This is a genomic window from Streptomyces griseicoloratus, from assembly GCF_014534645.1.
GTDB lineage: Bacteria > Actinomycetota > Actinomycetes > Streptomycetales > Streptomycetaceae > Streptomyces > Streptomyces griseicoloratus.
The window spans coordinates 1-25,392 of the sequence record NZ_JACVQF010000238.1 but is presented as its reverse complement, the minus strand read 5'-3'; the positions used below and the strand labels follow the sequence as shown (position 1 = coordinate 25,392).

Annotated in this window: 27 protein-coding genes; 17 read left to right on the top strand and 10 right to left on the bottom strand. The window is 71.6% G+C overall.

Going from position 1 to position 25,392, the window contains the following annotated elements:
* Window positions 1-20: 20 nt before the first annotated feature.
* The 3 genes from H0H10_RS37615 to H0H10_RS37605 are packed head-to-tail and all read right to left on the bottom strand — an operon-like array spanning window position 21 to window position 2,160.
* Window positions 21-1,094, bottom strand: coding sequence for a tyrosine-protein phosphatase (locus H0H10_RS37615; protein WP_188185715.1), 1,074 nt, complete (start codon window positions 1,092-1,094; stop codon window positions 21-23).
* A 59-nt stretch (window positions 1,095-1,153) separates the two neighbouring features.
* The gene (locus H0H10_RS37610; RefSeq protein WP_188185714.1) at window positions 1,154-1,351 is read right to left on the bottom strand and encodes a DUF397 domain-containing protein; all 198 of its coding nucleotides are present in this window, start codon (window positions 1,349-1,351) and stop codon (window positions 1,154-1,156) included.
* Window positions 1,348-2,160: a helix-turn-helix domain-containing protein gene (locus H0H10_RS37605; RefSeq protein WP_188185713.1), complete on the bottom strand. Its 813-nt coding sequence runs from the start codon at window positions 2,158-2,160 to the stop codon at window positions 1,348-1,350. Before H0H10_RS37605 ends, H0H10_RS37610 begins: the two co-directional genes overlap by 4 nt.
* Window positions 2,161-2,273: 113 nt before the next feature.
* Between H0H10_RS37605 and H0H10_RS37600 the strand changes: the two genes are divergently transcribed.
* The 5 genes from H0H10_RS37600 (at window position 2,274) to H0H10_RS37580 (ending at window position 5,676) form a co-directional block, all read left to right on the top strand.
* Complete coding sequence (locus H0H10_RS37600) at window positions 2,274-2,708, top strand: ATP-binding protein (RefSeq protein WP_188185712.1); 435 nt, start codon at window positions 2,274-2,276, stop codon at window positions 2,706-2,708.
* 226 nt (window positions 2,709-2,934) lie between these two features.
* Window positions 2,935-3,732, top strand: coding sequence for a helix-turn-helix domain-containing protein (locus tag H0H10_RS37595; RefSeq protein ID WP_188185711.1), 798 nt, complete (start codon window positions 2,935-2,937; stop codon window positions 3,730-3,732).
* A 101-nt stretch (window positions 3,733-3,833) separates the two neighbouring features.
* Window positions 3,834-4,181, top strand: a complete 348-nt coding sequence (locus tag H0H10_RS37590; RefSeq protein ID WP_188185710.1) for a DUF6247 family protein — start codon at window positions 3,834-3,836, stop codon at window positions 4,179-4,181.
* On the top strand, window positions 4,178-4,438 hold the full coding sequence (locus H0H10_RS37585) for a hypothetical protein (RefSeq protein ID WP_188185709.1): 261 nt from the start codon (window positions 4,178-4,180) through the stop codon (window positions 4,436-4,438). The genes H0H10_RS37590 and H0H10_RS37585 overlap by 4 nt, the downstream gene beginning before the upstream one ends.
* 122 nt (window positions 4,439-4,560) lie before the next feature.
* Window positions 4,561-5,676 carry an ADP-ribosylglycohydrolase family protein gene (locus tag H0H10_RS37580; RefSeq protein WP_188185708.1) on the top strand — a complete coding sequence of 372 codons (1,116 nt, stop codon included), beginning with the start codon at window positions 4,561-4,563 and terminating at the stop codon, window positions 5,674-5,676.
* On the opposite strand, the gene H0H10_RS37575 is transcribed toward H0H10_RS37580, so the two are convergent.
* The 3 genes from H0H10_RS37575 to H0H10_RS37565 all read right to left on the bottom strand — a co-directional run bounded on the left by H0H10_RS37575 (window position 5,677) and on the right by H0H10_RS37565 (window position 12,027).
* Window positions 5,677-7,254: a sodium:solute symporter family protein gene (locus H0H10_RS37575; RefSeq protein WP_188185707.1), complete on the bottom strand. Its 1,578-nt coding sequence runs from the start codon at window positions 7,252-7,254 to the stop codon at window positions 5,677-5,679.
* A 237-nt stretch (window positions 7,255-7,491) separates the two neighbouring features.
* The gene (locus H0H10_RS37570) at window positions 7,492-9,372 is read right to left on the bottom strand and encodes a DUF8823 domain-containing protein (RefSeq protein WP_188185706.1); all 1,881 of its coding nucleotides are present in this window, start codon (window positions 9,370-9,372) and stop codon (window positions 7,492-7,494) included.
* Window positions 9,373-9,558: 186 nt separating this feature from the next.
* Window positions 9,559-12,027 (bottom strand): D-alanyl-D-alanine carboxypeptidase family protein, encoded by a 2,469-nt coding sequence (locus H0H10_RS37565; RefSeq protein ID WP_188185705.1) that lies wholly within the window; start codon window positions 12,025-12,027, stop codon window positions 9,559-9,561.
* A 189-nt stretch (window positions 12,028-12,216) separates the two neighbouring features.
* Here H0H10_RS37565 and H0H10_RS37560 point away from each other — a divergent pair, with 189 nt between their 5' ends.
* From H0H10_RS37560 to H0H10_RS37550, 3 genes are all read left to right on the top strand, one after another.
* Complete coding sequence (locus H0H10_RS37560) at window positions 12,217-12,969, top strand: GOLPH3/VPS74 family protein (protein WP_188185704.1); 753 nt, start codon at window positions 12,217-12,219, stop codon at window positions 12,967-12,969.
* 310 nt (window positions 12,970-13,279) lie between these two features.
* Window positions 13,280-14,137 carry a helix-turn-helix domain-containing protein gene (locus H0H10_RS37555; RefSeq protein ID WP_188185703.1) on the top strand — a complete coding sequence of 286 codons (858 nt, stop codon included), beginning with the start codon at window positions 13,280-13,282 and terminating at the stop codon, window positions 14,135-14,137.
* A gap of 226 nt (window positions 14,138-14,363) precedes the next feature.
* On the top strand, window positions 14,364-14,555 hold the full coding sequence (locus H0H10_RS37550; RefSeq protein ID WP_188185702.1) for a DUF397 domain-containing protein: 192 nt from the start codon (window positions 14,364-14,366) through the stop codon (window positions 14,553-14,555).
* 139 nt (window positions 14,556-14,694) lie between these two features.
* Here the strand turns inward: H0H10_RS37550 and H0H10_RS37545 are convergent, their stop codons facing one another.
* The 3 genes from H0H10_RS37545 to H0H10_RS37535 form a co-directional block, all read right to left on the bottom strand.
* Window positions 14,695-15,591 (bottom strand): MerR family transcriptional regulator, encoded by an 897-nt coding sequence (locus H0H10_RS37545; protein WP_188185907.1) that lies wholly within the window; start codon window positions 15,589-15,591, stop codon window positions 14,695-14,697.
* A gap of 89 nt (window positions 15,592-15,680) precedes the next feature.
* Window positions 15,681-16,202, bottom strand: coding sequence for a glutathione peroxidase (locus tag H0H10_RS37540; protein ID WP_223181033.1), 522 nt, complete (start codon window positions 16,200-16,202; stop codon window positions 15,681-15,683).
* Window positions 16,203-16,212: 10 nt separating this feature from the next.
* Window positions 16,213-17,211, bottom strand: coding sequence for a helix-turn-helix domain-containing protein (locus H0H10_RS37535; RefSeq protein WP_188185701.1), 999 nt, complete (start codon window positions 17,209-17,211; stop codon window positions 16,213-16,215).
* A gap of 71 nt (window positions 17,212-17,282) precedes the next feature.
* Between H0H10_RS37535 and H0H10_RS37530 the strand changes: the two genes are divergently transcribed.
* Window positions 17,283-18,557: an MFS transporter gene (locus H0H10_RS37530; protein ID WP_223181032.1), complete on the top strand. Its 1,275-nt coding sequence runs from the start codon at window positions 17,283-17,285 to the stop codon at window positions 18,555-18,557.
* Window positions 18,558-18,619: 62 nt separating this feature from the next.
* Window positions 18,620-19,840: an FG-GAP-like repeat-containing protein gene (locus tag H0H10_RS37525; RefSeq protein ID WP_188185700.1), complete on the top strand. Its 1,221-nt coding sequence runs from the start codon at window positions 18,620-18,622 to the stop codon at window positions 19,838-19,840.
* 91 nt (window positions 19,841-19,931) lie between these two features.
* Here the strand turns inward: H0H10_RS37525 and sigJ are convergent, their stop codons facing one another.
* On the bottom strand, window positions 19,932-20,867 hold the full coding sequence (sigJ, locus tag H0H10_RS37520; RefSeq protein WP_188185699.1) for an RNA polymerase sigma factor SigJ: 936 nt from the start codon (window positions 20,865-20,867) through the stop codon (window positions 19,932-19,934).
* 170 nt (window positions 20,868-21,037) lie between these two features.
* Between sigJ and H0H10_RS37515 the strand changes: the two genes are divergently transcribed.
* From H0H10_RS37515 to H0H10_RS37485, 7 genes are all read left to right on the top strand, one after another.
* Entirely contained in the window at window positions 21,038-21,511 is a 474-nt protein-coding gene (locus tag H0H10_RS37515; RefSeq protein WP_188185698.1) for a carboxymuconolactone decarboxylase family protein, read from the top strand.
* Window positions 21,508-22,047 carry a YceI family protein gene (locus tag H0H10_RS37510; RefSeq protein ID WP_188185697.1) on the top strand — a complete coding sequence of 180 codons (540 nt, stop codon included), beginning with the start codon at window positions 21,508-21,510 and terminating at the stop codon, window positions 22,045-22,047. The genes H0H10_RS37515 and H0H10_RS37510 overlap by 4 nt, the downstream gene beginning before the upstream one ends.
* 105 nt (window positions 22,048-22,152) lie before the next feature.
* Window positions 22,153-22,239, top strand: a complete 87-nt coding sequence (locus tag H0H10_RS41020; RefSeq protein ID WP_309142007.1) for a DUF2089 family protein — start codon at window positions 22,153-22,155, stop codon at window positions 22,237-22,239.
* A gap of 21 nt (window positions 22,240-22,260) precedes the next feature.
* Window positions 22,261-22,626 (top strand): hypothetical protein, encoded by a 366-nt coding sequence (locus H0H10_RS37500; protein WP_309141995.1) that lies wholly within the window; start codon window positions 22,261-22,263, stop codon window positions 22,624-22,626.
* Between the two features lie 224 nt (window positions 22,627-22,850).
* Window positions 22,851-23,369: a toxin-antitoxin system HicB family antitoxin gene (locus H0H10_RS37495; protein WP_188185696.1), complete on the top strand. Its 519-nt coding sequence runs from the start codon at window positions 22,851-22,853 to the stop codon at window positions 23,367-23,369.
* Between the two features lie 130 nt (window positions 23,370-23,499).
* A complete protein-coding gene (locus H0H10_RS37490; RefSeq protein ID WP_188185695.1) occupies window positions 23,500-24,342 on the top strand; it encodes a DUF4097 family beta strand repeat-containing protein in 843 nt (280 codons plus the stop codon).
* A gap of 67 nt (window positions 24,343-24,409) precedes the next feature.
* The coding region (locus H0H10_RS37485; RefSeq protein ID WP_188185694.1) for an ATP-binding cassette domain-containing protein at window positions 24,410-25,392 on the top strand (983 nt) is incomplete at its 3' end.

Here is a 25,392-nt window from a genome sequence, read left to right as displayed (position 1 = left end):
ATTCCCCGCGGACCCGGCGCTCATCCGACCAGCAGGTCCGCCTTCAGCGCGCGCAGTTCCCGCGCGTCCAGGCCGAGGGCCTTCTGCTCGTACGCGGCGAACGAGCCGAACTCCTCCGCGACCTCCGCGAAGCCGGCGTTCAGGTACTCGGCGCGGACGTCGAGCATCGGCTTGTAGACCGCGGCCTGCTCGGCGGGCATCGCGGCCAGGGCGGCGGCGTTGGCCTCGGCGCGGTAGACGTTGGACGCCAGGTAGTCCTCCATCACCGTCTCCCGCGGCACGCCCAGCGCGGTGAGCAGCGCGGCGCTCGCCCAGCCGGTGCGGTCCTTGCCGGCGGTGCAGTGGTAGAGCGCGCCGTCGGCGTCGCGGGCCAGCCCGGCGAAGACCGTCGAGTACGCGCTCTTCGCGGACTCGCCGCTCACCATCGACTTCTCGCCGTCGATCATCAACTGGGCGGCCTCTTCGGCCGTCTCCGGCATGGAGAACAGGGGCGAATCGTCACCGACGACGTTCGCCACCACGTACCGCACGCCCTCGGGCAGGCGGTCGGGCGCGGCGGCCCGCTCGGACGTGGTCCGCAGGTCGTAGTCGACCGAGATGCCGAGCCGCTTCAGCTTCGCCAGGTCCGCGTCGGTCAGCTTCTCCAGCGAGTCGGTGCGGTAGATCGCGCCCATCCGCACCCACTGGCCGTCCTTGGTGCGGTAGCCGCCCGCGTCCCGGAAGTTGACCGTCCCGTCCAGCTCGATCAGCCGGTCGGCGAGCCGCAGGCTGCCGCCGCGCTCGGGCACGAGCGTGAACCACTGCCGGTCGGCGGCGGGCAGGCCCTTCACCGTGACCGTGCCGGTGGAACCGCCGGTGGCGACGGTGCGGCCGTTCGCGCGGACGGCGACGTGCCGGTTGCCGGGCGCCTTCCAGGTGACCTTGTACGAGCCGTCGTCCTGCGCCGTGACCTCGGCCTCGGTGAACGGTATGTGCTGCGCCGCCCGCGGGGCGTGGGACGCCGGGGCCGCCGTGGCGACGGGGGCCGCGAGTCCGCTGAGCAGCGCGGCGGCCGACAGCACGCCCGCCACGCTGACACGTGTCTTCTGGGTCATGGCCGGAATCGTTCTGCGCCCGGACGGGCGCCGGGCGAACCGGCCGTGAACCCCGGCCGTCAGACGAGCGTCGTGACCGTGCCGACGAACTTCGTCCAGGAGGCGTCGGTGAAGGAGAGGTGGGGGCGGGCGGTGTCCTTGGAGTCGCGGACGTGGACGGTGGCGGCGGCTTCGGCATGGGCTATGGCGACTTCGACGCAGTCAGGGCCGTCGTTGCTGCTGTAGCTGCTCTTGAACCACTCCAGCGCAGGGGTCATGTCTCTTCTCCCATGACTTTCTTGATGAACGCCAGCGACTCACAGGGTGTGAGAGCCTGCGCCCGGATCATTCCATAGCGCATCTCCAGGATCTGGACCTCCCGGGGATCACTGACGAGACGGCTGTGAAGCTGGGCCTCCAGGTGTCCGAGCGTCTTGCCGTCCCGGAGTTTCAACAGTCGGAGCGAGCCGGCCATCCCTGCGTGATCCTCGCGGTTCGTCGGCATCACCTGGATCTCGACGTGCCTCAACCTCCCGATTTCCAATAGGTGTTCGAGCTGTTGTCGCAGCACCATTCTGCCTCCGAGAGGTCGTCGCAGCGTCACCTCTTCCTGAACGAAGGTGAGCAGCGGCCGGGGCACCCGGTCGAAGACGGCCTTCCGGGCCATACGGGCGGAGACGTAGCGGTCGATCTCCTCCTCGGTGAACGCGGGACGGCGCATGGCGTACAACGCCCGTGCGTACTCGGGTGTCTGCAACAGGCCGTGGATGTGGTGGCCCGCGTAAGCGCCGAGGTCGACCGCCTCTTCCTCCAGCTTGGCCAAGTCCCGCACCTTCTTCGGGTAGCGGGCCTTCTCCACGTCCTCCTTCATGCTCGTGAGCTTCCCGCCCGCGCCCAGCACCTCGTCGGCCTTGTCGAGGAAGTCGGGTTTCGGTACCCGTCGGCCCCGTTCCACCGACGAGACCATTTCCTCGCTGTAGCCGATCGCGGTGCCGAGTTCCGCCTGCCTCAGCCCGGCGGACTCGCGCCACAACTTGATCTGCCGCCCAACCGCCTTGAGTACGGCCGCAGCCTCCTCGTCCTCCACGTCTTCCCCTCCCTCTCTACGAACCGGACGACCACGGTACGCGCCCGGACAGTCACGCTCGGTACCGAGGTCGTTGCTGTTCAGAGTAGGGACGGACGGCCACGCTGGGTGACGTGAATCTGAAATTGGGCCTGCAAACCACCGCCGTCGGACAGCACTTCACGGTCCAGTTGTCCGCGACGCGAAGAGGTGCCCGGCTCGCGCGCCTGCTCACGGAACGCCAACTCGACGAGTGGGGCGTGCCGTCCGGGGAGGCCGCGCAGGTCGTGGCCGAGCTGGCGGCGAACGCCGTACTCCACGGACGCGTACCGGGCCGGGACTTCCGGCTGGAGCTCAAGCTGGGCGCCGACGGCACTCTCCGTATCGAGGTGACCGATGCGCGGGGCGACCGGGTCCCGCGCGTCCCCGACCCGGTGGACGAAGACGCGGAATGCGGACGCGGATTGGGCATCGTGGCGGCGTACGCGGACCGCTGGGGCGTGGACCAGGGGCCCGCCCCCGCCAAGACGGTCTGGGCCGAACTGGCACCGGGTCGTGGCCGGGCGTGACCCGGTCGGTCCCGACGCCAAAGACCAAAGAACCGGGGAAAGAACCGAACCCGCCCCTGCCGTCCCCGGCGATCACCCGCCGGAGTGAAAATCGTCAAGTCGGCTGGCGCGGAACGCCAGTTGTGGTGCAGCGTCAGCCGCAACAACCGCAGACATGCATCGGCCCTCGCCGGGACGGCCATCCCAGGGCGAGGGCCTGATCACCGAGGAAGTAAGGAGCTTCCCGATGACTGAGCAGCACCCTAGCGCGCACGCGCACCCCGCGTCTGGCGGTTCTGCCGGGGGAGTCGAGCACTGCAACGTGCCCCACACCGAGAACTTCACGGTGGTCGGCAACCACCTCCTCCAGCACCCGGACCTGTCGCTGACGGCGATCGGCCTGGCGGTCCACATCCAGTCGCTGCCCGCCAGGACCCCGATCGGGATCAAGTCGCTGGCGGCGAAGTTCCCCGAGGGCGAGATCCGGATCGCGGCGGCGCTGCGGGAGCTTGAGGAGCACGGGTACCTCGCACGCACCAAGGAGCGTCTTCAATCGGGTCGAGTCGTGACCCGGACGGTCTCCTTCAACAGGCCCGGTGCTGTGGTCGCAGCGGCGGCGGCCCCCGCTCCGTCTCCCGCTCAGGCCGAACCGGAGACCGAGAAGCCGCAGCTCCACCCCAAGGCGGCCCGCCTGCTCGCCCGCATCGGCGTCGATGAACCCCGCCTGACGCTGACGGCCCGGGACGTGAGCCGCCTTGCCCCGGCCGTGTCCGCCTGGCTGGATCGCGGCGTGCCGGCGACCACCGTGGAGCGCGTCCTGACGACGGGCCTGCCCCAGGACCCGATCCGGCACCCGGCGGCCTTCCTGGCACACCGCCTCACCACGGACCTCCCACCGAGCCTCCCCGCGCCCGGCCCCACGACGTCCCCCGTCGCCCACCACCCCGACCCCCTCCAGACCTGCGACGGCTGCGACCGCGCCTTCCGCGCCCCACAACCGGGCCACTGCCGCGACTGCCGGACGACGGGACGGAAGGCGGCTTAGGCATGCCGGAAACGAGTCGTGCGGCCTGTGCCGCCCCAGCCGCGTACCGCAGCCTCCGCCGGTACCGTACGTGGAGCGAACCAGCAGCACCGGAGGTCACCATGAGCGCTCAGAGCGACGGCCCGTACGGACCGCTGATCCCCATGCCTGAGCTGACTCCGGACGCCCTGCGCAACGCGGTCGCGCGGATCGCGCCGAGTCGGCTTCCGGCGCTCACGCAGCACCTCTTCGAGGCCACGACCAACGCCCAGCAGACCCAGAGCCTGGCGCCGCTGCGCGCCTTCGTGCACTCCTGGGCCGTATTCGTCGCGATCGAACGCCATCCGGCTCGGGCTGAGCGGCTGCGAGAGCTGGAACGGATCGTGGACACCGGGGAGCAGGAGCCGTCCGATGCGATCGCAGAGATTCGGGCGATCCGCGAGGCGGCGGAGGCAGAGGCAGGGCTGTGACCGACTGGTCCTGGGACTACAACCCGAGCGCCGAGTACGTGGCAGGTGGCCTGCCGCCCGGAGTAGTGGCCGAGGTGGAGCGGCTGGCCGGCGAATTGGCGGTTCTGGGCCACGATTCCGTGCGGGTGGGCAGACCTTTGGACCGTGAAGGTGGGCTGCGCGAGTTCGACCTGCTCGGCGGTCGCGGATTCATCAGCTTCCTGCCGGTGCCACGCCATGAGTGCGTCTACGTTTGCCACGTGACCTGGTACGGCTGACAAGCGACCACTCCCCGTCACTCGGCCCACACATCCCACACCTTTCCACCCCTGAACCGGCCGTCCCCGTTCGATTACAGTGCTCCCGTCGTACGTACGGACGGTTCCGTGGGGAGGGCCAAGTGGGCGCGACAGCCGGTGCCGTCTGGGGCCGTGCCGAGCAGCAGGACTTCCGGAGCCGGGTGCGCGGGACGCTGCTCGGGGCGGCCGTCGGGGACGCGCTGGGCGCGCCCGTCGACGGGCTCGGGATCGAGGAGATCCGGGAGAAGTACGGCGCGGAAGGGCTCGTCGATCTGGCGTCCGCCTACGGGCGGCGCGGTGCCGTCACCCATCTCACGCAGCTCAGCCTGTTCTCCGTCGACGGGCTGATACGCGCCCAGGTGCGGCGGGACACCGGCGCCTGGCATCCGCCGACCGATCTGCACCGGGCGTACCGGCGGTGGGCCGCGACCCAGCGCGACTGGGGTCCGGACGAGCGGCGCAAGGACGACGGGTGGCTGGCCCGCGAGGAGTGGCTGTACGCCCGGCGGGACGCGACGCGGGCGCTGCTGCTGGGGCTGGGCGACGAGACCATGGGCACCCCGGAGGCGCCCAAGAACCCCGGTGAGCGCGGGCCCGAGGCGGTCGGCCGGTCCGCCCCGTTCGGGCTGCTGGTGGGGTGGGAGCCGCAGCTCGTGGCCCAGCTCGCCGTGGAGTGCGCGGCGCAGACCCACGGCCACCCCACCGCCTGCCTGGCGGCGGGCGCGTACGCCGTGGTCGTGCACGGGCTGGCGCGCGGCGAGAGCGTGGACGCGGCCGTGCAGCGGGCGCTCGCCCTGCTCGCCGCGCGGCCCGGCCACCAGCCGGTGTCGGACGCGCTCCAGCACGCGCTGGGCGCGGTGCGGCAGGGGCTGCCCACCCCGGCGCGGGTGACCGAGCTGATCGGGGAGGGCGCGGCGGAGGGCGTCACGGCGGCCGCCGTGTACTGCGCGCTCGTCGGCGAGGACGTCCGGCACGGGCTGCGGCTCGCCGTCAACCACGGCGGGCCGTCCGCCGCGACGGGCGCCCTGACCGGCGGGCTGCTCGGTGCCCTGCACGGCGAGACGGCCCTCCCGCCGGCCTGGCTGGCCGAGCTGGAGGGCCGCCCCACGATCCTGGAGCTGGCCGACGACTTCGCCATGGAGATGACCCAGGGCCCGGCGCTGCACGGACCGGCCGGGTCGTCGCCGGGTTGGCTGGCCCGCTACCCGAGGGCCTGACTAGTCCTTCACCCGCGTGCGGGACACGGCCTCGTCCGCCCCGCCCGCCGGTGCCGGGACCGCCGCCGCGGCCCCGGAGGAGTCGTCGTCCGTGTTGACCCGCTCGATGATCGCGAGCCGTTCCGGCGTGTCCTCCGGCTTGAGGTAGCCGATCAGGACGTACAGGACCAGCGACACCGCCAGCGGGATCGAGACCTGGTACTGCAGCGGCACCCCGCCCTCCACGTTCCAGTGGATCGGGTAGTTGACCAGCCAGAAGGCGAGTAGGCCGACCGCCCAGCTGGTGAGCGCGGCCGTCGGGCCCGAGCGGCGGAAGGGCCGGAGCAGGCCGAGCATCATCGGGATCGCGATCGGGCCCATCAGACCGGCGACCCACTTGATGACGACGGTGATGATGTCCTTGAACGTGGGCGAGTTGACCTGCGTTGCCACCGCCATCGACAGGGCGAGGAAGACGACCGTGGTCAGCCGGGCCGCCAGCAGCCCGGACCGCTCGCCCCAGGCCCGCGCCCTCGCCGACAGCACCGGCGCCACGTCACGGGTGAACACGGCGGCGATGGCGTTGGCGTCGGAGGAGCACATGGCCATGGTGTGCGAGAAGAAGCCGACGATGACCAGGCCGAGCAGGCCGTGCGGAAGGAGCTGCTCGGTCATCAGGGCGTAGGAGTCGGAGCCGTCCGGCTTCTGCGACTCGACCAGCAGCGGCGACATCCACATCGGGAAGAACAGCACCAGCGGCCAGACCAGCCACAGCACCGCCGACAGCCGCGCCGACCGCTCGGCCTCGCGCGCGTTGGGCGTGGCCATGTAGCGCTGGGCCTGGTTGAGCATGCCGCCGTTGTACTCGAAGAGCTTGATGAAGAGGAACGCCAGCAGGAACACCGTGCCGTACGGGCCGACCAGCGGTTTCTCGTGACCCTGGAGCGCCGGCTCGTCCCAGACGCCGAAGAAGCCGCCGTGGTCGCCGAGCTCGACGACGACCGCGACGAACATCGCGATGCCGGCCAGCAGCTGGATGACGAACTGCCCGAGCTCGGTCAGCGCGTCCGCCCACAGGCCGCCGATCGTGCAGTAGATGCCGGTGACGACGCCGGTGATGAGGATGCCCTGGTTCAGCGAGATGCCGGTGAACACGGACAGCAGCGTGGCGATGGCCGCCCACTTCGCGCCCACGTCCACGATCTTCAGCAGCATGCCGGACCAGGCCAGGGCCTGCTGGGTGGGCAGGTTGTACCGGTTCTTCAGGTACTCCAGCGGGGAGGCCACGTGCAGGCGTGAGCGCAGCCGGTTGATGCGCGGTGCGAACAGCTTCGACCCGACGGCGATGCCGAGGGCGATGGGGAACGACCAGGTCACGAAGGACGTGACGCCGTAGGTGTAGGCGATGCCGGCGTATCCGGTGAACATCACCGCGCTGTAGCCCGACATGTGGTGGGAGATGCCGGAGAGCCACCAGGGCATCCTGCCGCCGGCCGTGAAGAAGTCGCTGACGTTGTCCACGCGCTTGTGCGACCAGACGCCGATCGCCACCATCACGGCGAAGTAGCCGATGAGCACGGCCCAGTCGAGACCGTTCATGTGCCCCCTTCCAGGGTCCGCCTTGTGAACTCCGCTCAGCAGGCTGGCACTTCGCATGAGCGGGGTGAGGGCGTGGCAGGCCGCGAAGTGCCCGCTCATCGTGGGATCGACGACGTAGGCACGACAAGGAAGCGGAAGGTCAAGAGCGAGTAAAAAGGTTCGGCTCACTGACCTTGGTTCATGTCTGTGAACCGGAAGCGGGTGTCTCGATATCGTCGTCCGGCGCGGTGGTTCGGGCTACTTCAGCTCGTCCGGGCACGGCGTGCCCCGGGGCAGCGTGTACGGGGCCGCCAGCCGGTAGGTGCCCGGCTCGGGGGCGACCAGCAGCGTCCACTTGTCGCCCTCGGCGCTCTCCTCCGTCTCCGTCAGGCAGCCGTTGACGTTCTCGTACGTCTTCGGCGAGTCCTCGTCGGGACGGTTCTTGGAGGCCTCGGTCTCCTGGGGCGCCTGGAGCTTCTTGCCGTCGGCGTCCACCAGGGACAGCCACGGCGAGTACGGGATGCGGACGAGGACGCGGCCGGCCTGCCTGACGTCGATCGTCCACTCGCCCTGCTCGGCCCGCTGGACGACCGCGTTCGGCTCGGCCAGCGGCGTCGGGTCGGTCACCCGGAACAGCTGCCAGTTGGCGTCGCCCCAGATCTGCTTCAGATACGGCAGACCCCGCTGGACCAGCTCACGCTCCCGCTCGCCGCCGTCGCCGTCCGGCTCGTCCTTCGGCAGGACGACGAAGTGCACGGCCCAGCGCTCCAGCCACTCGTGGTAGTTCGCCGAGTTCAGGGTGTCGTCGTAGAAGAGGGGGTTGCGTTCCATGTCGGCCTGGCGGTTCCAGCCGCGGGCCAGGTTCACGTACGGGGCGAGCGCGGACGCCTCGCGGTGCGAGCGGGCCGGGACCACCTCGACACGGCCCTTCTCCGCGCCGACCTCCTGCAGCTCGTTGACGAGCGGGGCCAGCTCACGCGCCCAGGAGGCGCGCGGGGTGGTGTGGATGATGTCGTCGACCGACTTGTAGCCGATCCAGCCGACGAAACCGACGAAGGCGATCACGATCGCGTACCACTTGCGCGACCGCGGCACCGCGAACGGCAGCGCGGCCACCAGCGCGGCCCCGGCGAACAGCATCGCCAGCCGCGTGACGTTCGAGCCGATCTGGGAGCTGATCAGCCAGACCAGCAGCACGGCCAGCCCGTACACCGCGGCCGTGATCCGCACGGTCGTCCACGTGCGCGGCACGACCAGGAACACGATGGCCGAGTAGAGCACCGGCAGGGACGCCGAGCCGAAGGACATCGGCTGCGTGCCGGAGAAGGGGAACAGCCAGGCCGACAGCGCCACGACCGCGCTCGGCGCCAGCCCCAGCGCCCAGGCGCCCGGCCGGCGCTTCTGCAGGAACAGCGCGACCGCCACCAGGCCCACGAACAGGCCCGCGACCGGTGAGGCCATCGTCGCCAGCGCGGCCAGCGGCGCCGCGCACAGGGCCTTGGCCCAGCGCTTGTAGCGCCACCGGTAGGGCCAGCAGAACACGACCGCGACCGCACCCAGTGCGAACATCGTGCCCAGCCCGAACGTCACCCGGCCCGAGACCGCGTTGCACAGCAGCCCGAACAGACCGGCCAGCGACGCCCACAGCGGGTTCCGCACCGCACGGCTGCGCAGCAGGATCAAGGTGAGCAGGCCGGCCGAGAGGGTCCCGGCGATCATCAGCGTCGTACGGACGCCGAGGACGGACATCAGGTACGGCGAGACCACGCTGTACGACACCGGGTGCATGCCGCCGTACCAGGCGAGGTTGTACGCCGAGTCCGGATGGCGGCCGACGAACTCCGCCCACGCGTCCTGCGCCGCGAGATCGCCGCCACTGTTCGCGAACGTGAAGAACCAGACGACGTGGAGCAGTCCGGCGAGGGCGGTGACGGACAGGGCCGGATGGCGCAGCACCCGCTCGCGCAGGCGCCGGGCCGCGGACCTCGCGGCGGACTCGGGAGCCGCCGTCCGCGCGCGGTCGCCGTCGCGGCCCCCGTCGCCGCCGCTCCCACCGCTCGGCGAGGGTGCGGATATTCGCGGGCCGGCTCCCGGGCCCTGATCGGCGTCGTCGGCGCGTGTCGGCTCCGCAGTGGCCACCTGAAGGCACTCCCCGTGTCCCGTGTTCTGCTCTCGGCCGCGTCCCGTTTCCGTACCGTTCACGGCCGCGTTCCCACGACCGGCGACCTTGCCCCGATTCGTGACGCTAGCACGCACCCCCGCGGCCTGGCTCGCCCGTATGCGGCGGGCGCCCCGCGGCACGCTCGCCGCGGGGCTCGGCCGGGCTCAGCCCAGGCGGGTCAGCTTGCTCGTGAAGCCGGGCTCGGCGAGGTCCTTCTGCAGGGCGACGGGCACCTTGACCGCACTGCTGGTGCCGTCACCCACGGTGAGGGTGCCCACCTTCGTGCCGGCCTTCGCGGTGTGCGGCACGGAGCCGGGGGCGAGGGACAGCTTCACCTTCAGACCGGCCCAGCCGACGGCGGAGACGTCCTTGGTGACGACGACCGGCGTACGGCCGCCGAGCTGGTCGTCCACGTAGCCGACCACGTCGCCCTTCTTCAGGATCGTCGACGAGGTCAGCGCCTCCTCGGCGGCGAGCAGCGCGGTCTTGCTGACCGCGTTGGCCGTCTCCAGGATCTTCGGCTTGTGCTGGCCGAGGATCGCGCCGACGACGGTCACCGTCTGCCCGTCGACCTCCTTGCGGGAGGCGAAGAGCAGGTTGCCCCCGGCCGCGGTGGTGCTGCCGGTCTTGATGCCGATCGCGCCGATGCGGTACGGCAGCTCGTTGTAGTTGGTCCAGTACTTGCCGGAGGGGTCGGTCCAGCTCGCCGCGCTGGTGATGGCGACCATGGCCGGGATCTTGACGGCCGCACGGCCGAGCTTCACCTGGTCCTCGGCCGTGGAGACGGTGGTCTCCTTCAGGCCCGAGGGGTCGGTGTAGTTCGTGTCGGTCATCCCCAGTTCCTTCGCGGTGGCGTTCATCTTCTCGACGAACGCCGCCTCCGAGCCCGCGTCCCAGCGCGCGAGCAGCCGCGCGATGTTGTTGGCGGAGGGGATCATGACGGCCGACAGGGCCTGCTTCTCGGTGAGGGTGTCGCCCGCCTTGACCGTGTCCAGCGTGGACTCGCCGTCCTTGTTGTAGCCGCCCTCCTTCTCCGCCGTCGCGTCGATCTCGATCTTCGGGCCTTCCTCGCCCGGCTTCAGCGGGTGGTCCCGGAGGATGATGTACGCGGTCATGGTCTTGGCGACCGAGCCGATGGCCACGGGCTTCTGCTCGCCGAAGTTGCCCATCGTGCCGACGCCGTCGGCGTCGATCCAGCCCTGGCCCTCGCCCGGCCACGGCAACTGGAGCTGGTCGCCGTCGAACGTGTAGCTGGCCTTGCCGGTGAGGGTGAGCGTGGGGGACGGCAGCGGGCGGACCGCCTGTACGACCGCAAAGATGATCGCCAGCAGGATGACCAGCGGGGTCCAGATCTTGACCCGGCGGACCGTCGTGCGCAGCGGCGTCTCCGGGGGCGGCGGGGTGTTGGTCAGCTCCGCCAGCAGGTCCAGCGGCGGCTTCGGCGGCAGCGGCTGCTGCGTGGTGCGCTCGGGGCCGGCCTGCGCGTAGTTCTCGGTGACGCCGGTGCGGATCCGGGGGAGCGCGGTGGTGGCTCCGGAGGCGGGCGCGGCGGGCGTGGCGGGCTTGTCGGCGTCGGGGCGCTGGGGCTTGCGGCTCGCCGGGTCGTCGAAGTCCTTGAGCGCGACGAACTTGCTGGTGCGCTCGGAGTCCGCCTCGGGCCGGTCGGCCTTGTCGGTTTTGTCAGCCTTGTTGCTCTTGTCGGCCTGCTCGGTCTTCTTGGCCTGCTCGGCGTTCTTGGCCTGCTCGGCCTTCTTGGCCGCTTCCGCGACGGCGCCGCCCAGCTTGAGCATGGTCGTCGGCTGGTCGACGGCGGGCGCGGAGGGGCGTACGGCCTTGAAGACGGTGGTGGGCTGGTCGACGCCGGTGCGGTCGGCTGCGGCGTCGGAGGCGTCGGCGGCGTCCGGCTCGGCCTTCGGACCGGCGCCGGGCTTGTCGCCGGGCTCGTCGTCCTCGGTGGGCGCGTCGTCGGCGTCGTCGGCCGAGTCCGTGGCGGTACCGGCTGCCTCGGGGGCCTCCGCGGCCTCGGGCTCGCCGGCGTCCCCAGGGGCGTCGGCGTCGGCGTCCGCGGGCTCCTGTGCGGCGTCGGTGTGCCCGGGCGCGCCGGACGACGTCTCCGTCTCCTGCGCGGCCCGCTGACCGGCCTCGGGCTCGTCCTCGTCCCCGGCGTCGTCCGTCGCCTGTTCGGCCTCCTCGGCCTTCGTCGCGGCCGCCTGGCCCGCGGCCCGGGAGGCCGCACGCTCCTCCGCGGACGTCACCCACGCCGCCACGACGTCCCGCAGCCGGCCGTCGGCCGGCGTGCCGGCGTCGGAGCCGTCGGTGCCCTCCGCATCGGCGTCCCCGGCGTCGGGCCGGGCCTCGGACTCCGGCGCGGAGCCGGTGCCGGTGCCGGGCGCGGCGTCGCGGACGGACAGCACGCGCGTCGCCGTGTCGACGCCCCCGCGGGACTCGGCGGCCGCGGCGGACGCCGGCGACTTGGCGGCCTCCCGTGTCACCGCGAGCCGCGGATCGCGCGTCTCACTCGCCTCTGTCCTGGCCTCGGGAACCGGACCCGCGCTCCCCGACGTCGGTTCTTCCGACGACTCGCGCTGCTTCGACCTGTCGGGGGACTCGCCCGCCACCGATGCCTCCTCCATGCGCGCACGTCCTGTGCGCGCGTACCGAACCGCGAACCGAACCATGTACCAGTGTCCTGTGTACGGGTAGAACCCATGCGGTAGACGAGAACGACATACCTACCGGTTCCCTTACGAACCGGTCACGCACCCTCGACAGACCAATGTGAGAGGGGTCACCCTGTCATTCATCCACGCGGGGAGGCATGGATGGGCAGGAGCCGCAGAACACTTCCGGAGGAGCTTCTGCTGCTGGCACTGGACCCGACCACGGGTACCACTGCACAGCCGCAGTCGCTCGACCTGGGTCTGGCCGGAGCACAGCTGGTGGAGCTGGCGCTGGCCGGACGGATAGCCCCAGACGGGGATCGTATCGCCGTGGTGGTGCCACGGCCGACTGGAGATCCGACACTGGACTGCGCGTTGGAGTTGCTGCGAAGGCGTGGCGCTCCCGTACGGGCGGTCAACTGGATCGGCGGACCCCGCCTGGGGCTCCGTCAGACCTACCTCTCACATCTGGAACGGTGCGGCATGGTGCACGCCGTGGAAGGCCAGATGTGCGGGGTGCTGCCGACGACTCGCTACCAGGCGACGGACACGGCGATCAGCCGGGAGATCAGGGCCCGGCTGGACTCGGCGATCCGCACCGGCGTACCGCCGGACCCGCGGACCGCGGCGCTCGCCGCACTGGCCCACGCGGTCGGTCTCGGCAAGCACCTCTACCCGGGCAACGAGGGCCGTTCGTCCCGTTCCCGGCTGCGTGACCTGATCAGGCACGACCCGATGGGCGGCCTCGTGGCGCACGCCGTGATGGACGTCCAGAACGGTGCGGCCGCTCAGCCGCGCCGCAGCCCGGCACCGGCCGGCCGTCAGGCCGCGGCCGCCAGGCCGGCTCCGGAACCCGCCCGCGGTGTTCCGGCGCAACCGCGCCGCGGTTCCATGGCGCGTGCCGTGGCCCACTGAGGCCGCGGCGACCACGGAAAGCACCACGCCGCACCCGACAGTCCCCGAGACCCGGTCACGGGAGCCGCAGGCCGCGCGGGGCGACAGGACCGCTCGTACGTCCGGACCAGTCCGGACGTGGCGAAACGGTTCCGCCGCCCCGCGCGGTCGTCTGTGCGGTCCTGTTCGGTCCCTGTGCGGCTCCGAACTGGCGTGTACGCGGCGCATATCGACCGTTTGCCAGCGGTAGAAAGCCCCTTGGTGGCAGTCTGCTCAGCAGCAGATACGCAAAGTGGCAAGTACGAGGCACGCAGCCGGAGGTGCACGTCCCGTGGCGTCCAATGTCAATCCCACCGTCAGGCGGCGCCGGCTGGGCCAGGAGCTGCGCCGGCTCCGCGAGCTCAAGGGCATGACGGCCGAGGAGGTGGCGGAGCGGCTGCTGGTCTCCCAGTCGAAGATCAGCCGGCTGGAGAACGGCCGGCGCAGCATCAGCCAGCGCGACGTCCGCGACCTGTGCGGGGTGTACGAGGTCGAGGACCAGCGCATCGTCGACTCGCTGATGCAGATGGCGAAGGACTCGCGCCAGCAGGGCTGGTGGCACGCCTTCGGGGACATCCCGTACAGCGTCTACATCGGTCTGGAGACGGACGCGGAGTCGCTGCGGACGTACGAACCCCAGATCATCACCGGACTGCTCCAGACCCGGCCGTACGCCGAGGCGCTGATCCAGGGCGCTCTGCCCGAGACCTCGGTGGCCGACATCGAAAAGCGGGTCCAGGTGCGGATACGGCGGCAGGAGCGCATCTCCTCCGACAGCAACCCGCTCCGGCTGTGGGTGGTCCTCGACGAGGCCGCCCTGCGCCGGGTGGTGGGCGGCCGTCAGGTGATGCGCGAGCAGCTGGAGCACGTCGCCGAGCTGTCGCAGCTGCCGCACATCACCGTGCAGGTGCTGCCCTTCGACGTGGGCGCGCACCCGGGCATCAACGGGCAGTACTCGATCCTGGAGTTCGCCGACGCGGCCGACTCGAGCGTGGTCTACATCGAGGGCGTGACCAGCGACCTGTACCTGGAGAAGGCGCACGACGTGCAGAAGTACACGGTGATGTACGAGCATCTGCGGGCCCAGGCGCTGAACGTGGAGCAGTCGCGTCAGCTCATCGAGGACGTGGCGAAGGACTACGCCCGGTGAGGCCGCCGGCCGGGTGGCGCCGGATGCTACACCTCTGACCGGCCGGGCTGGAAGTCTCACCTGGAATATGCCATCCGGTCGAGTGAATGGCTGCTCCGAACGCGGAGGGCAGCGAGTAGCGTCGATCACGCCAACGATCACACGACATTGGCGTGAACCGCGCTGCGGATCCCCAGCGGGACTGCGGCGCGGCGACACAACTCAGCAACTCGCCATCGGAGCAGACATGGCAATTCTTCAGGGCGCCACGGAGTCATGGACCAAGTCCTCCTACTCCGGAGGAAACGGCGCGTGCGTCGAGGTCAAGTCCCCGGTCGTGACGGCACTGGCCGTCCGTGACTCCAAGGTCCCCGAGGGTCCCGTCCTGGCGTTCCCCGCCGACGCGTGGAACGCCTTCGTGGCCTCGGTCAAGGGGTAACGACCCCGCGGCCCCCCGGCCACGAACCCACCACAACCACCAACCCGCCGCCGGCAGAGCCCTCTCGACCAGATCGCCGTCCTAGCCGAGAGGGCTCTGTTCACTTCGCGGCTCCCCTCACCTCACGGCTTCCCTCGCCTCACCTCACCGGAAAGGCCACGTCGCACACCGGATCCTCCGCGCCGGCCGCCTCCCAGTCGGCGAAGTACACCTCCCGGCACGGTCCGTCCGGCGTCAGGCCCTCGGCGGCGATCCACTCCTCCACCGCCTCGAAGGCGGCCATGATCTGCGGATGGGCGACCTGCGCCTTGGTGATCCGGGTGCGGGCCAGCCGCCGGGCCGGCTCCACCCGCACCCGCACGGCCCAGGCCCGGCCGTGCTCCTCGGCCCACGCCCGCGCCGCCGCCTCGTCGGCGACCGGCACGCACGCCTCCGCGGGGCCGTCGCTCTCCATCGACACCTCGGCGTGGTAGACGACGAACGGCGCCGCCGTCACGCCCCCGCACACCCGGGCGGCCTCCTCCAGCCGCCCCAGCGAGGCACCGATCCACGCCGGCAACTCCTCCACCAGCGTGTGCCGCGTCTCGGTGATCACCACCTGCTCGGGCACGTCCACCGTCTCGACCACGAACTTCCCGTACATCTCGGAGCTCCTCCCCGACAGTCGTCCACGGAGGTACTCGGCGAGCGTGCGCTGCCCGGCCACCCGCTCCTCGACGCCCGCCCAGTACGCGGTGAGTACACCGACCGCCTCCGGTCCCTCGGCCGCCACGACCTCGGCGACCGTGGCGAGCGGCATGTCCAGCTGGCGCAGCAGGGCGACGAGCCGGGCGCGTTCGATCTGGTCGCAGCGGTAGTACCGGTAGCCGGTCGCCTCGTCCACGGACGCGGGCACCAGCAGGCCCAGGCGGTCGTACAGCCGCAGGGCCTTGGCCGACAGCCGGGCCCGCGCGGCGAACGCCCCGATGGTGAGCAAGCCGTCGTTCACGCCGTCGTTCGCGCCGTCGTTCACGTCGCTGTCCACGCCGTCGTTCACGTCGCTGTCCACGCCGTCGTCGTCCTCCGTCACCGGGCGGTCCTTCCCGCCCGGCGACCAGGACACTGAGCCCTGCCCCTGGGGGAAGGTCAACCGGCCAGCCGCTCCTCGACGGCCGCCACGACCTCGGCGGCCTCCGGCTCGGTCTGGGGCGAGAACCGGGCGGCGACCTTGCCGTCCCGTCCGATCAGGAACTTCTCGAAGTTCCAGCGGATGTCCCCGCTGTGTCCGCCGGCGTCGGCGAAGCCGGTCAGCCGGTCGTACAGCGGGTGCCGGCCCTCCCCGTTGACGTCGACCTTCTCGGTCATCGGGAAGGTCACGCCGTACGTCGCCGAGCAGAACTCGGCGATCTCGTCGGCGCTGCCCGGCTCCTGGCCCATGAACTGGTTGCACGGCACGCCGAGCACGGTGAAGCCCTGCTCCGCGTACCGCTCGTGCAGCCGCTCCAGGCCGGAGTACTGCGGGGTCAGCCCGCACTTGGAGGCCACGTTGACCACCAGTACGACCCGGCCCGCGTACTGCCGGAGGTCCGCCGGGCCGCCCAGGAGGGAGCCGATCTCGACGTCGAGGGGAGAGATGCCGTCGTGCGCTGCGTTCGGTGAGGTCGTCATGGGGCGGATGCTAGGCCCTGTCGTCCCGCGGTGTGACAGCGCCGGCCCGGCCCGCCTCGACGAGCACCTCCCCGGCCGCGGTGCGCGAGTACAGCACCGAGTGGCCCGCCCGGCGCCGCTCCACCAGCCCCGCCTCCCGGAGCACCTTCAGATGCCGCCCCACCGAGCCGAGGCCCTGCCCGGTCACGGCGACCAGCTGGCTGGTGCTCATGGGGGAGCCGAGCAGCATCAGCACGGCCGCGCGGGCCGGTCCCAGCAGTGCGCCCAGGGCCGCGGGTGCGGCCTGTGCGCCGCCGTCGGCGAGGACACCGGCGCACGGGTAGACGACGGCGTACCGCTCGGTCTCCTCCCAGGACACCCAGCCGTGCCGCTGCGGGGTGATCGGTACGAGGACCAGTTCGGCACCGGAGATCTCGCGCGGCGGGTACTCGTGGAGGTTGACCTGGAGCCGGTTGTCGCCGAGCCACCGCGTGCCCGGCCGCAGCGCGTCCAGGACGGCCACCCAGCCACCCCGGCTCACCTGGGCCGTACGGGCGACGACATCGGCCTCCAGGACGCGGCGGCGCCGGTCCCAGTACGGAAGTACGGCCTCGGACCAGACGTACTCCAGCAGCGTGGCGGCGCGCTCGGGCAGGTCGTCCCGGCCGTCGAGGGCGGCCGGGAGCGGGCCGGCGAGTGAGACGGCGAGATGGGCGCGGGCCTCGGCGGGGCGGGCCGCCCGGACCCGTGCGACGCCGGCCTCGAAGGACTCGCCCTCGCGCGGGGTGGGGGTGAGGAAGTCGGCGATCCACTCCCTGCCGAGTCCGGAGCGGACGAGGAGCGCGGTCACCGGGTCCGCCGCCAGCCACCGCCGGTAGCCGGGCAGGTGGGCGTCGAGCCAGGTGCGCTCACCGGGGTGCGCGGCCACGCCGGCGTGCAGCAGCTTCAGACAGGCGAAGGTCTCGGCGAGCGGTGAGAGCACGAACCGGCTGCGGGCGAGCGTGTCGGCGTTGACCTGCCACCAGCCCATGCCCGACCTCCGTGTTTCGCGTACCCGCGAAACAGTAACGCCCGCTTCTGCGGCCGCCGGAGACTCCCCGCATGCCCGACAAGACCGACGACACGCGCAGTCCCGCGAGCGACGACACGAGCGACGTAGCGAGCGACGCCCCGAGCCGCAAAGGCTACGGAGACCTCTTCCGCACCCCGGAATTCACGCCCCTCTTCCTGTCCTCCTCGGCCGGCATCGCCGCCCAGACGGTGAGCGGCCTGGCCCTCGGCACACTGGTGTACCGGGCGACGGACTCGCCGCTGCTGTCCGCGGTGAGCATGTTCGGGCCGTCGCTCGCGCAGGTGCTGGGGGCGACGTTCTTCCTCTCCGGCGCCGACCGGCTGCCGCCGCGGGCCACGCTGACCGGCATGTCGCTAGCCTTCGCCGCCGCCACCGCCGCCCTCGCGCTGCCCGGGCTGCCGGTCTGGGCGATGTTCGCCGTCGTCCTCGCCCAGGGCCTGATCGCCTCCCTCGGCGGCGGCGTCCGCTGGGGCCTGCTGAACGAGATCCTCTCCAAGGACGGCTACCTGCTCGGGCGTTCGGTCTTCAACATGATGAACGGCGTCATGCAGATCGCCGGGTACGCGATCGGCGGCGTCCTGGTGACCCTGCTCTCGCCGCGCACGTGCCTGCTGCTGGCGGCCGGCCTGTACGTGGTGTCGGCCGGCTTCACCCGCCTGCTGACCCGTCGCGCGCCGCGCACCGCCGGCCGCCCGTCCGTGGCGGCCACCTGGCGCGCCAACGCCCTGCTGTGGTCCTCCCGGCCGCGCCGCCACGTCTACCTGGCGCTGTGGGTCCCCAACGGCCTGGTCGTCGGCTGCGAGTCGCTGTACGTCTCCTACGACCCCCGTGCCGCGGGCACCCTCTTCGCCTGCGCCGCGCTCGGCATGCTGGCCGGCGACGTGACCATCGGCCGCCTGCTGCCGGCCCGGTACCGCCCCCGCCTCGGCATCCCGCTCCTGCTGCTCCTGGCCACCCCGTACCTGGCCTTCTTCCTGCACCCGCCGCTGCCCCTCGCGGCCGTCCTGGTCGCCCTGGCCTCGGTCGGCTTCGGCGCGAGCCTCGTACAACAGGAACGCCTGGTGGCCCTGACCCCCGACGAACTCTCCGGCCACGCCCTCGGACTGCACTCCGCCGGCATGCTCACCCTGCAGGGCGTCTCGGCGGCCCTGGCAGGCACGACGGCCCAACTCACGTCCCCCGCCACAGCGATGACGGCGATGTCCGTCGCCTCTCTCGCGACGACCCTCACGCTCACGGCCCTGAGCCGCCGCCACACCCCGGACGACAGCCTCTTCCCGCCCCGCACGGCGGGAGCGGTCTGACCATCCTGTCCGCAGGGCGGGTTAAGGTGCCGTCGCACATCTAGGGAGGGGAAGCACACCACATGGGGAACCGTTTCACGCGGAGCGTGGCGACACTCGCCGGCCTCGTGCTCGCCGGCACCGGCCTGGCCACCGTGACCGCCGCTCCGGCGGCCGCGGACGTGTACGACTGCCCGGCCGGCTACTTCTGCGGCTGGTCCGGGGAGAGCGCGACCGGGCAGATGTACAAGACCAACAAGAGCGTCGCGGACCTGGGCAGCTGGGACAACAAGATCCGCTCGCACACCAACCGTTCACAGTCCATCGCCTGCGTCTACGAGGACAAGAACTACGTCCCGTGGGGCGGCTACTTCGCCGAGGACCCCGCGGGCCCCGGCGAGTACTCCTCGTACCCGACCGCGACGACCAGCTCGATCAAGTTCGTCCGCACCGAGCGCGAGTGCAGCCAGACCGCCTACCCGCGCTGGTACTCCGAGACCTCGCCCAAGGCCCTGGGCTTCGGCGACATGAACGGCGACCGCAAGGCCGACGTCATCGCCCGCGACGAGGCCGGGCGGCTGTGGTTCGCCCCCGGCGACGGCAGCGGCCGGCTCATCGGCTCGGGCGGCTGGAACGCCATGAACGCCCTGACCCGGCACGGCGACTTCAGCCGGGACGGCCGCGAGGACGTCATCGCCCGCGAGGCGTCCACCGGCAAGCTCTGGCTCTACCCCGGCACCGGCACCGGCGCGCTCGGCAGCCGCAAGCTGATCGGCACCGGCGGCTGGAACGCCATGAGCAAGATCACCGCCGTGGGCGACCTCACCGGAGACAGCCGCTCCGACCTGGTCGCGGTCGAGAAGTCCACCGGCAGGCTCTACCTCTACCCCGGCACCTCCACCGGCACCCTCGGCGCCCGCAAGCTGATCGGCACCGGCGGCTGGAACGCCATGAACGCGCTCGCCGGCGTCGGCGACATGAACGGCGACGGCCGCCCCGACCTCTACGGCCGTGAGGCGTCCACCGGCAAGCTCTGGCTCTACCCGGGCCGCTCCGCCGCCCTCGGCGGACGCGTCCTCGTCGGCAACGGCGGCTGGAACGCCATGGACAACCTCATCGCGGTCGGCGACTTCTCCGGCGACGGGCGCCCCGACCTCGCCGCCGTGACCAACGAGAAGTACGAGATCGACGGCTACCCCGGTCACCTCGGCTGGCTGGTCACCTACCGGGGCCTGGGCAACGGCCTCCTGGCGTCCGGCGAGCGGACCGACGGCGAGTGGTGGGGCCTGGCCGGCATCTGGTAGGCCGGCCACCGCTCGGCTGCGGCGACGGGCCACCTGCGGATCTCCGCAGGTGGCCCGTCGCCGTGAGGCCCCGGCCGGTGACCGGCCGGCCTCAGCGGCTCGTCCAGAGCCGGAGCTTCTCGGGGTTGCGCACCGCCCAGATGTTCGTGATCCGGTCGCCGCTGACGCCGAAGGACATCACCGCCGCGGTGACACCGCCCAGTTGCAGCACCAGACCGGGCTGACCGTTGACCGTGCGCTCCACGACCGCCAGGCCCGGTGCCCGGTCGGTCAGACCGACCAGGTAGCGCGCGACCTCCTCGCTGCCCTCGACCGGGTGGAGGGCGGCGCTGACGAGGCCACCGCCGTCGGCGATCGCCGTCACGCCGGGGTCGAGGAGGCCGATGAGGGCCTCGATGTCCTTGGCGTCCCACGCCTGCTTGAAGTCCCGTACGACGTCGGCGCTCCGGGCGGCCGGAGTCGCGGGAGCCCGTGACGCGCGGACCCGGCGCCGGGCCGAGGAGGCCAGCTGGCGGCATGCCGCCGGGGTGCGGCCGACGATCTCGGCCACTTCGGCGAAGGAGTAACGGAAGACGTCGTGAAGGACGAACGCGACCCGTTCGGCCGGTGTCATCGAGTCGAGCACGATGAGGAAGGCCATGGTGACCGACTCGTCGAGGGTGACGCGGTCGGCCGGGTCGGCCGTCCTCGCCTCCGGCCGCCCGCCGGTCCACTCCGGCGAACCGGGCAGCGGCTCCGGGATCCACTCACCCACGTAACGCTCCCGCCTGGCCCGCGCCGAGCCGAGCTGGTCGAGGCAGATGCGGCTCGCGACCCTCGTCAGCCAGCCGCCGGGCGCCTCGATGGCCCTCTGCTGCTGCGGGGACATCGCGTACCAGCGGGTGTACGTCTCCTGCACCACGTCCTCGGCGTCGGCCAGCGAGCCGAGCAGCCGGTACGCGAGATTGATCAGCTGACGCCGCTCGCTCATGATCGCGCTCAGGCCCGGATCCGGCGTTCCGTCTTCCGCCTCGTACTGGGTCTTCATGGTGTCGCCGCTCCTTTGGCCGCCTCTGCCGTCCCCAGTACGACGAGACAGCCCTCCGGAATGTGACCCGGGCGCGTCGCCTCACATGTCGCCTCACATTCCGTACGGCTGCTTCGTCGTACTGCCGGGACGCGACCGCTCCCGCTCCGAGCAGGAAAAAGGAGATCACTGTGGACTTCCGTCTCGACTTCTTCGCCAACCCGGTATCGGGCACAGCCCTGAAGCACATCGTCTCGGCGGGCAAGGCGCTCGCGGACTCCACGCTGCCGGCCACGACGCGGGAACTGGTGCTGCTCCGCGCCAGTCAGATCAACGGCTGCGGCTTCTGCGTCGATATGCACACCAAGGACGCCCTGCACGCCGGGGAGACCCCGCAGCGCCTCCACCTGGTCGCCGTCTGGCGCGAGGCCACGGTGTTCACCGACGCCGAGCGCGCCGCCCTGGAGCTGGCCGAGCAGGGCACGCGCATCGCCGACGCCGCCGGCGGTGTCCCCGACGAGGTCTGGGCGAACGCGGCCAAGCACTACGACGAGGACGAGCTCGCCGCCCTGGTGACGATCATCGCGCTCATCAACGCCCTCAACCGCCTGAACGTCATCACCCAGCGCCCCGCGGGCGACTACCAGCCCGGCCAGTTCGGATGACCGGGCTCAGCGATCTGACCGGCGACTACGTCCTCGACACCGCCCGCACCCGCATCGGGTTCGTCGCCCGGCACGCGATGGCCACCAGGGTGCGCGGGCACTTCGACGACTTCGAGGGCGACGCCCACCTGGACGGCGACCACCCGTCGAAGTCCAGCGCACGGCTCGTGATCAGGGCACACAGCATCCAGACCCGCAACCCGCGACGCGACGACCTGCTGCGCGGCATGTTCCTGGGCCTGGACGACCATCCGGTCATCACCTTCACCTCGGCCGAGGTGAAGCAGGTCGACCAGACCGACTACAAGGTCACCGGTGACCTGACCGTCCGCGGTGCGACCAGACCGGTCACCCTCGACGTCGAGCTGACCGGCGGCGGGACCGACCCGCAGGGAGACCTCCGGGTCGGCTTCAAGGGCGGCGTCGTGATCGACCGCAACGACTGGGGCGTGAACTGGAACGCCGCGACCGCCGTCCTGATCAGCCCCAAGGTGCTGCTGGAGTTCGACGTCACCGCGATCCGCCACCGGTCCTGACGGCCGGCATCACGCAAGAGGCCCCCCGTTCGGACGACGGGGGGCCTCGACGCGTCTCTGACCTGCTGCCTCAGCGTCGACGACCAGGTCTTCGCCGCCGCGTTCGTGCGGTCGCACGGTTCGTTCAAGGAGATGGAGCGGATCTTCGGGGTGAGCTACCCGACGATCAAGGCCCGCCTGAGGCGGATCTGACGGTTCGCTGTCGCGGACCCAGTGGACGCCGGCTGCGGCTGTACGTCCCTGTCGTGCCGGTGGCGCTCGTGCTGTCACCGCTGCTGCTCCTCGCCGTGTCGGCCCGACTCGAACAGCGCCGCCAGGTCGGACGACTCGGGCGGCGACGGGTCGAGCCGGGTCAACATCCGGATCCCGCTCCAGCTGCTGCGCGCCGGGGTCCGGCTCACCAGCCTCATCCCTCCGCAGGCGCTCACCAAGGTCAACGCGGAGCTGCGCAAGTCAGGGGTGCCGGTCGACCTCAGCGAGCTCAAGCAGCAGCACCTCGAAGAGCTCGTCGAGCAGCTCGACGATGTCGTCGTCGACGTCGACGATCCCGAGGGCAAGGTGCGGGTGTTCTGCGAGTGACGCCGTGCGTGGCGCCAGATGGCATCGAGTGGTGCCAGATGGCGCCAAGTGGCGCCGAGTGGTGCCACTCGATGCAGCTAGGGGCGCGTTGAGGTGCTGGTGCCGCCGCCATCCGGGCCGCCAATTTCGAGTCTCCGCAGGTCAGAGCGTTCCCCGGTGGACGGCTCACCGTGGGGTGCCATCAGGGCTTGCGCATGGCACCATTATGGTGCCATGATGGCGTCATGGACCTCACGCCGTATGTCGACACCCTCCGCCGCGAACTCGCGGTGGCCGCCGAAGCCGGAGGCGACGAAGCCCGCGCACTGGCCGAGAGGCTCACCGCTCCTCTGGAGTCGGCGACCCGCCTGACCATGCTCGGCGTGCTCTCCGCCGCCATGGACGAGGTCACCCGCGAGCTCGCCCCCGGCTCGGTCGATGTACGGCTGCGCGGGCTCGACCCCGACTTCGTGGTGACGCCGCCGCCCGCCGGCGGCGCCGCGCCCGCGGAGCCGGCCACGGCCGCCGAACCGCTGAAGACCCCGGCCCCGGCCGAGGGTGACGAGGGTGGCACCGCCCGCGTCAATCTGCGCCTGCCGGCCCACCTCAAGGCGCGCGCCGAGGAGGCGGCGAGCCGCGAGGGGCTGTCGGTCAACGCGTGGCTGGTACGGGCCGTGGCGGCCGCGCTCGACGGCGGCACACGGCCGCGTACGACGGAGAAGACCCAGACCGTCGGCCAGAGTTTCACGGGCTGGGTGCGCTAGCCCCGCCGCTCGCCGGCGCCACCGGCACCACCGGGCACGACCCACACCACCGGGCACCACCCGCACCACTCCACTCACACCGCGTCCCACCAGGGGGGACGTCCCGAAGACCCAGGAGGACGGGACAGCCATGCCTTCTTTCGACACTCCCGAACCGATCGCTGTCACCGCACACGTGGACGCCGGTTCCATCCAGTTCACCGCGGGCGACCGACTCGACACCGTCGTCGAGGTGCGGCCCCGCGACCCGAAGAAGGACCTGGACGTGCGGGCGGCCGACCAGACCGAGGTCACCTGCGCGAACGGCGCACTGACCGTCAGGACGCCCAAGCCCGGCCTGTTCGGCCGCACCGGCACCGTCGACGTGACGGTCGAACTGCCCACCGGCTCGCGGATCGACATGACGGGCGCCTGGACCCAGGTCCTCGGCGAGGGCCGGCTCGGCGAGGTCCGGGTGAAGACCTCCGCCGGAGACGTCCGGCTCGATGCGACCGGCCCGCTGAAGCTGACCGCGTCGCACGGCTCGATCACCGTGGACCGCGTCGAGGGCCCGGCCGAGATCACCACCAGCTCCGGCAGCATGCGCGTCGGCCTCGTCGACGGCACGGCCGTGCTGAAGAACTCGCACGGCACCACCACCGTCGGCGCCGCGACCGGCGAGCTGCGGGTGAGCGGCGCCAACGGCGACATCGACATCGCGCGCGCCGAGGGCTCGGTCACCGCGACCACCGCCCACGGCGCCCTGCGGGTGGGCGAAGTGGCCCGTGGCACCGTGCAGTTGGAGACCTCCTACGGCGCCATCGAGGTCGGCGTCCGCGAGGGCACGGCCGCCTGGCTCGACGTCCATTCGGGCGCCGGTCAGGTGCGCAACGGGCTCACCGCCTCCGACACCCCGGAGCAGACCGAGGACACCGTCCAGATCCGCGCCCGCACCCGGTACGGCAACATCGACGTCCGCCGCGCCCGCGTCTGAGTACGCACCCCGCGACCTCGCTCGCCCGCCCACACCCAGCCAACACACCCTCGAACGGGAGGGCTCCATGCCTTCATCTGTCATGCCCACGTCCAGGCGAGGGGACGGTCACCCGTCACCGGTCGCCGTCTCCGCCGTCGGTCTGCGCAAGTCGTACGGTGACAAGGCCGTCCTCGACGGCATCGACCTGCGCATCCCGGCGGGGTCCGTGTTCGCGCTGCTGGGGCCGAACGGGGCCGGCAAGACCACCGCCGTGAAGATCCTGTCCACGCTCATCTCCGCCGACGGCGGACAGGCCCAGGTGGCGGGTCACGACCTGGCCGCCGACCCGCAGGCCGTACGCGCCGCGATCGGTGTCACCGGCCAGTTCTCCGCGGTGGACGGCCTGATCACCGGCGAGGAGAACATGCTCCTCATGGCCGACCTGCACCACCTCTCCCGCAGCGAGGGCCGCCGGGTCACCGCCGAACTCCTGGAACGCTTCGACCTGACCGAGGCCGCGAAGAAGCCCGCCTCCACCTACTCCGGCGGCATGAAGCGCCGCCTGGACATCGCCATGACCCTGGTCGGCGACCCGCGGATCATCTTCCTCGACGAGCCGACCACCGGCCTCGACCCCCGCTCCCGGCACAACATGTGGCAGATCATCCGCGAACTCGTCACCGGCGGCACCACCGTCTTCCTCACCACCCAGTACCTGGAGGAGGCCGACGAACTCGCCGACCGCATCGCCGTCCTCAACGACGGCAAGATCGCCGCCGAGGGCACCGCCGAGGAACTCAAGCGCCTCATCCCCGGCGGACACGTCCGGCTCCGCTTCACCGACCCGACCGCCTACCAGGCCGCCGCCACCGCCCTGCGCGAGGTCACCCGGGACGACGAGGCCCTGGCCCTGCAGATCCCCAGCGACGGCAGCCAGCGCGAACTGCGCTCCCTCCTGGACTGGCTGGACACGGCCGGCATCGAGGCCGACGAGCTGACCGTGCACACCCCCGACCTCGACGACGTCTTCTTCGCCCTCACCGGCGGCACCAACGTGCCCAACCAGCC

Coding starts and splice junctions, on each gene's coding strand:
- H0H10_RS37550 (WP_188185702.1), top strand. CDS start 14,364: ATGGCAATTCTTCAGGGCGCCACGGAGTCATGGACCAAGTCCTCCTAC.
- H0H10_RS37510 (WP_188185697.1), top strand. CDS start 21,508: ATGACCGGGCTCAGCGATCTGACCGGCGACTACGTCCTCGACACCGCC.
- H0H10_RS37565 (WP_188185705.1), bottom strand. CDS start 12,027: ATGGAGGAGGCATCGGTGGCGGGCGAGTCCCCCGACAGGTCGAAGCAG.
- H0H10_RS37590 (WP_188185710.1), top strand. CDS start 3,834: ATGAGCGCTCAGAGCGACGGCCCGTACGGACCGCTGATCCCCATGCCT.
- H0H10_RS37495 (WP_188185696.1), top strand. CDS start 22,851: ATGGACCTCACGCCGTATGTCGACACCCTCCGCCGCGAACTCGCGGTG.
- H0H10_RS37560 (WP_188185704.1), top strand. CDS start 12,217: ATGGGCAGGAGCCGCAGAACACTTCCGGAGGAGCTTCTGCTGCTGGCA.
- H0H10_RS37575 (WP_188185707.1), bottom strand. CDS start 7,254: ATGAACGGTCTCGACTGGGCCGTGCTCATCGGCTACTTCGCCGTGATG.
- H0H10_RS37530 (WP_223181032.1), top strand. CDS start 17,283: ATGCCCGACAAGACCGACGACACGCGCAGTCCCGCGAGCGACGACACG.
- H0H10_RS37525 (WP_188185700.1), top strand. CDS start 18,620: ATGGGGAACCGTTTCACGCGGAGCGTGGCGACACTCGCCGGCCTCGTG.
- H0H10_RS37535 (WP_188185701.1), bottom strand. CDS start 17,211: ATGGGCTGGTGGCAGGTCAACGCCGACACGCTCGCCCGCAGCCGGTTC.
- H0H10_RS37540 (WP_223181033.1), bottom strand. CDS start 16,202: ATGACGACCTCACCGAACGCAGCGCACGACGGCATCTCTCCCCTCGAC.
- sigJ (WP_188185699.1), bottom strand. CDS start 20,867: ATGAAGACCCAGTACGAGGCGGAAGACGGAACGCCGGATCCGGGCCTG.
- H0H10_RS37595 (WP_188185711.1), top strand. CDS start 2,935: ATGACTGAGCAGCACCCTAGCGCGCACGCGCACCCCGCGTCTGGCGGT.
- H0H10_RS37490 (WP_188185695.1), top strand. CDS start 23,500: ATGCCTTCTTTCGACACTCCCGAACCGATCGCTGTCACCGCACACGTG.
- H0H10_RS37610 (WP_188185714.1), bottom strand. CDS start 1,351: ATGACCCCTGCGCTGGAGTGGTTCAAGAGCAGCTACAGCAGCAACGAC.
- H0H10_RS37615 (WP_188185715.1), bottom strand. CDS start 1,094: ATGACCCAGAAGACACGTGTCAGCGTGGCGGGCGTGCTGTCGGCCGCC.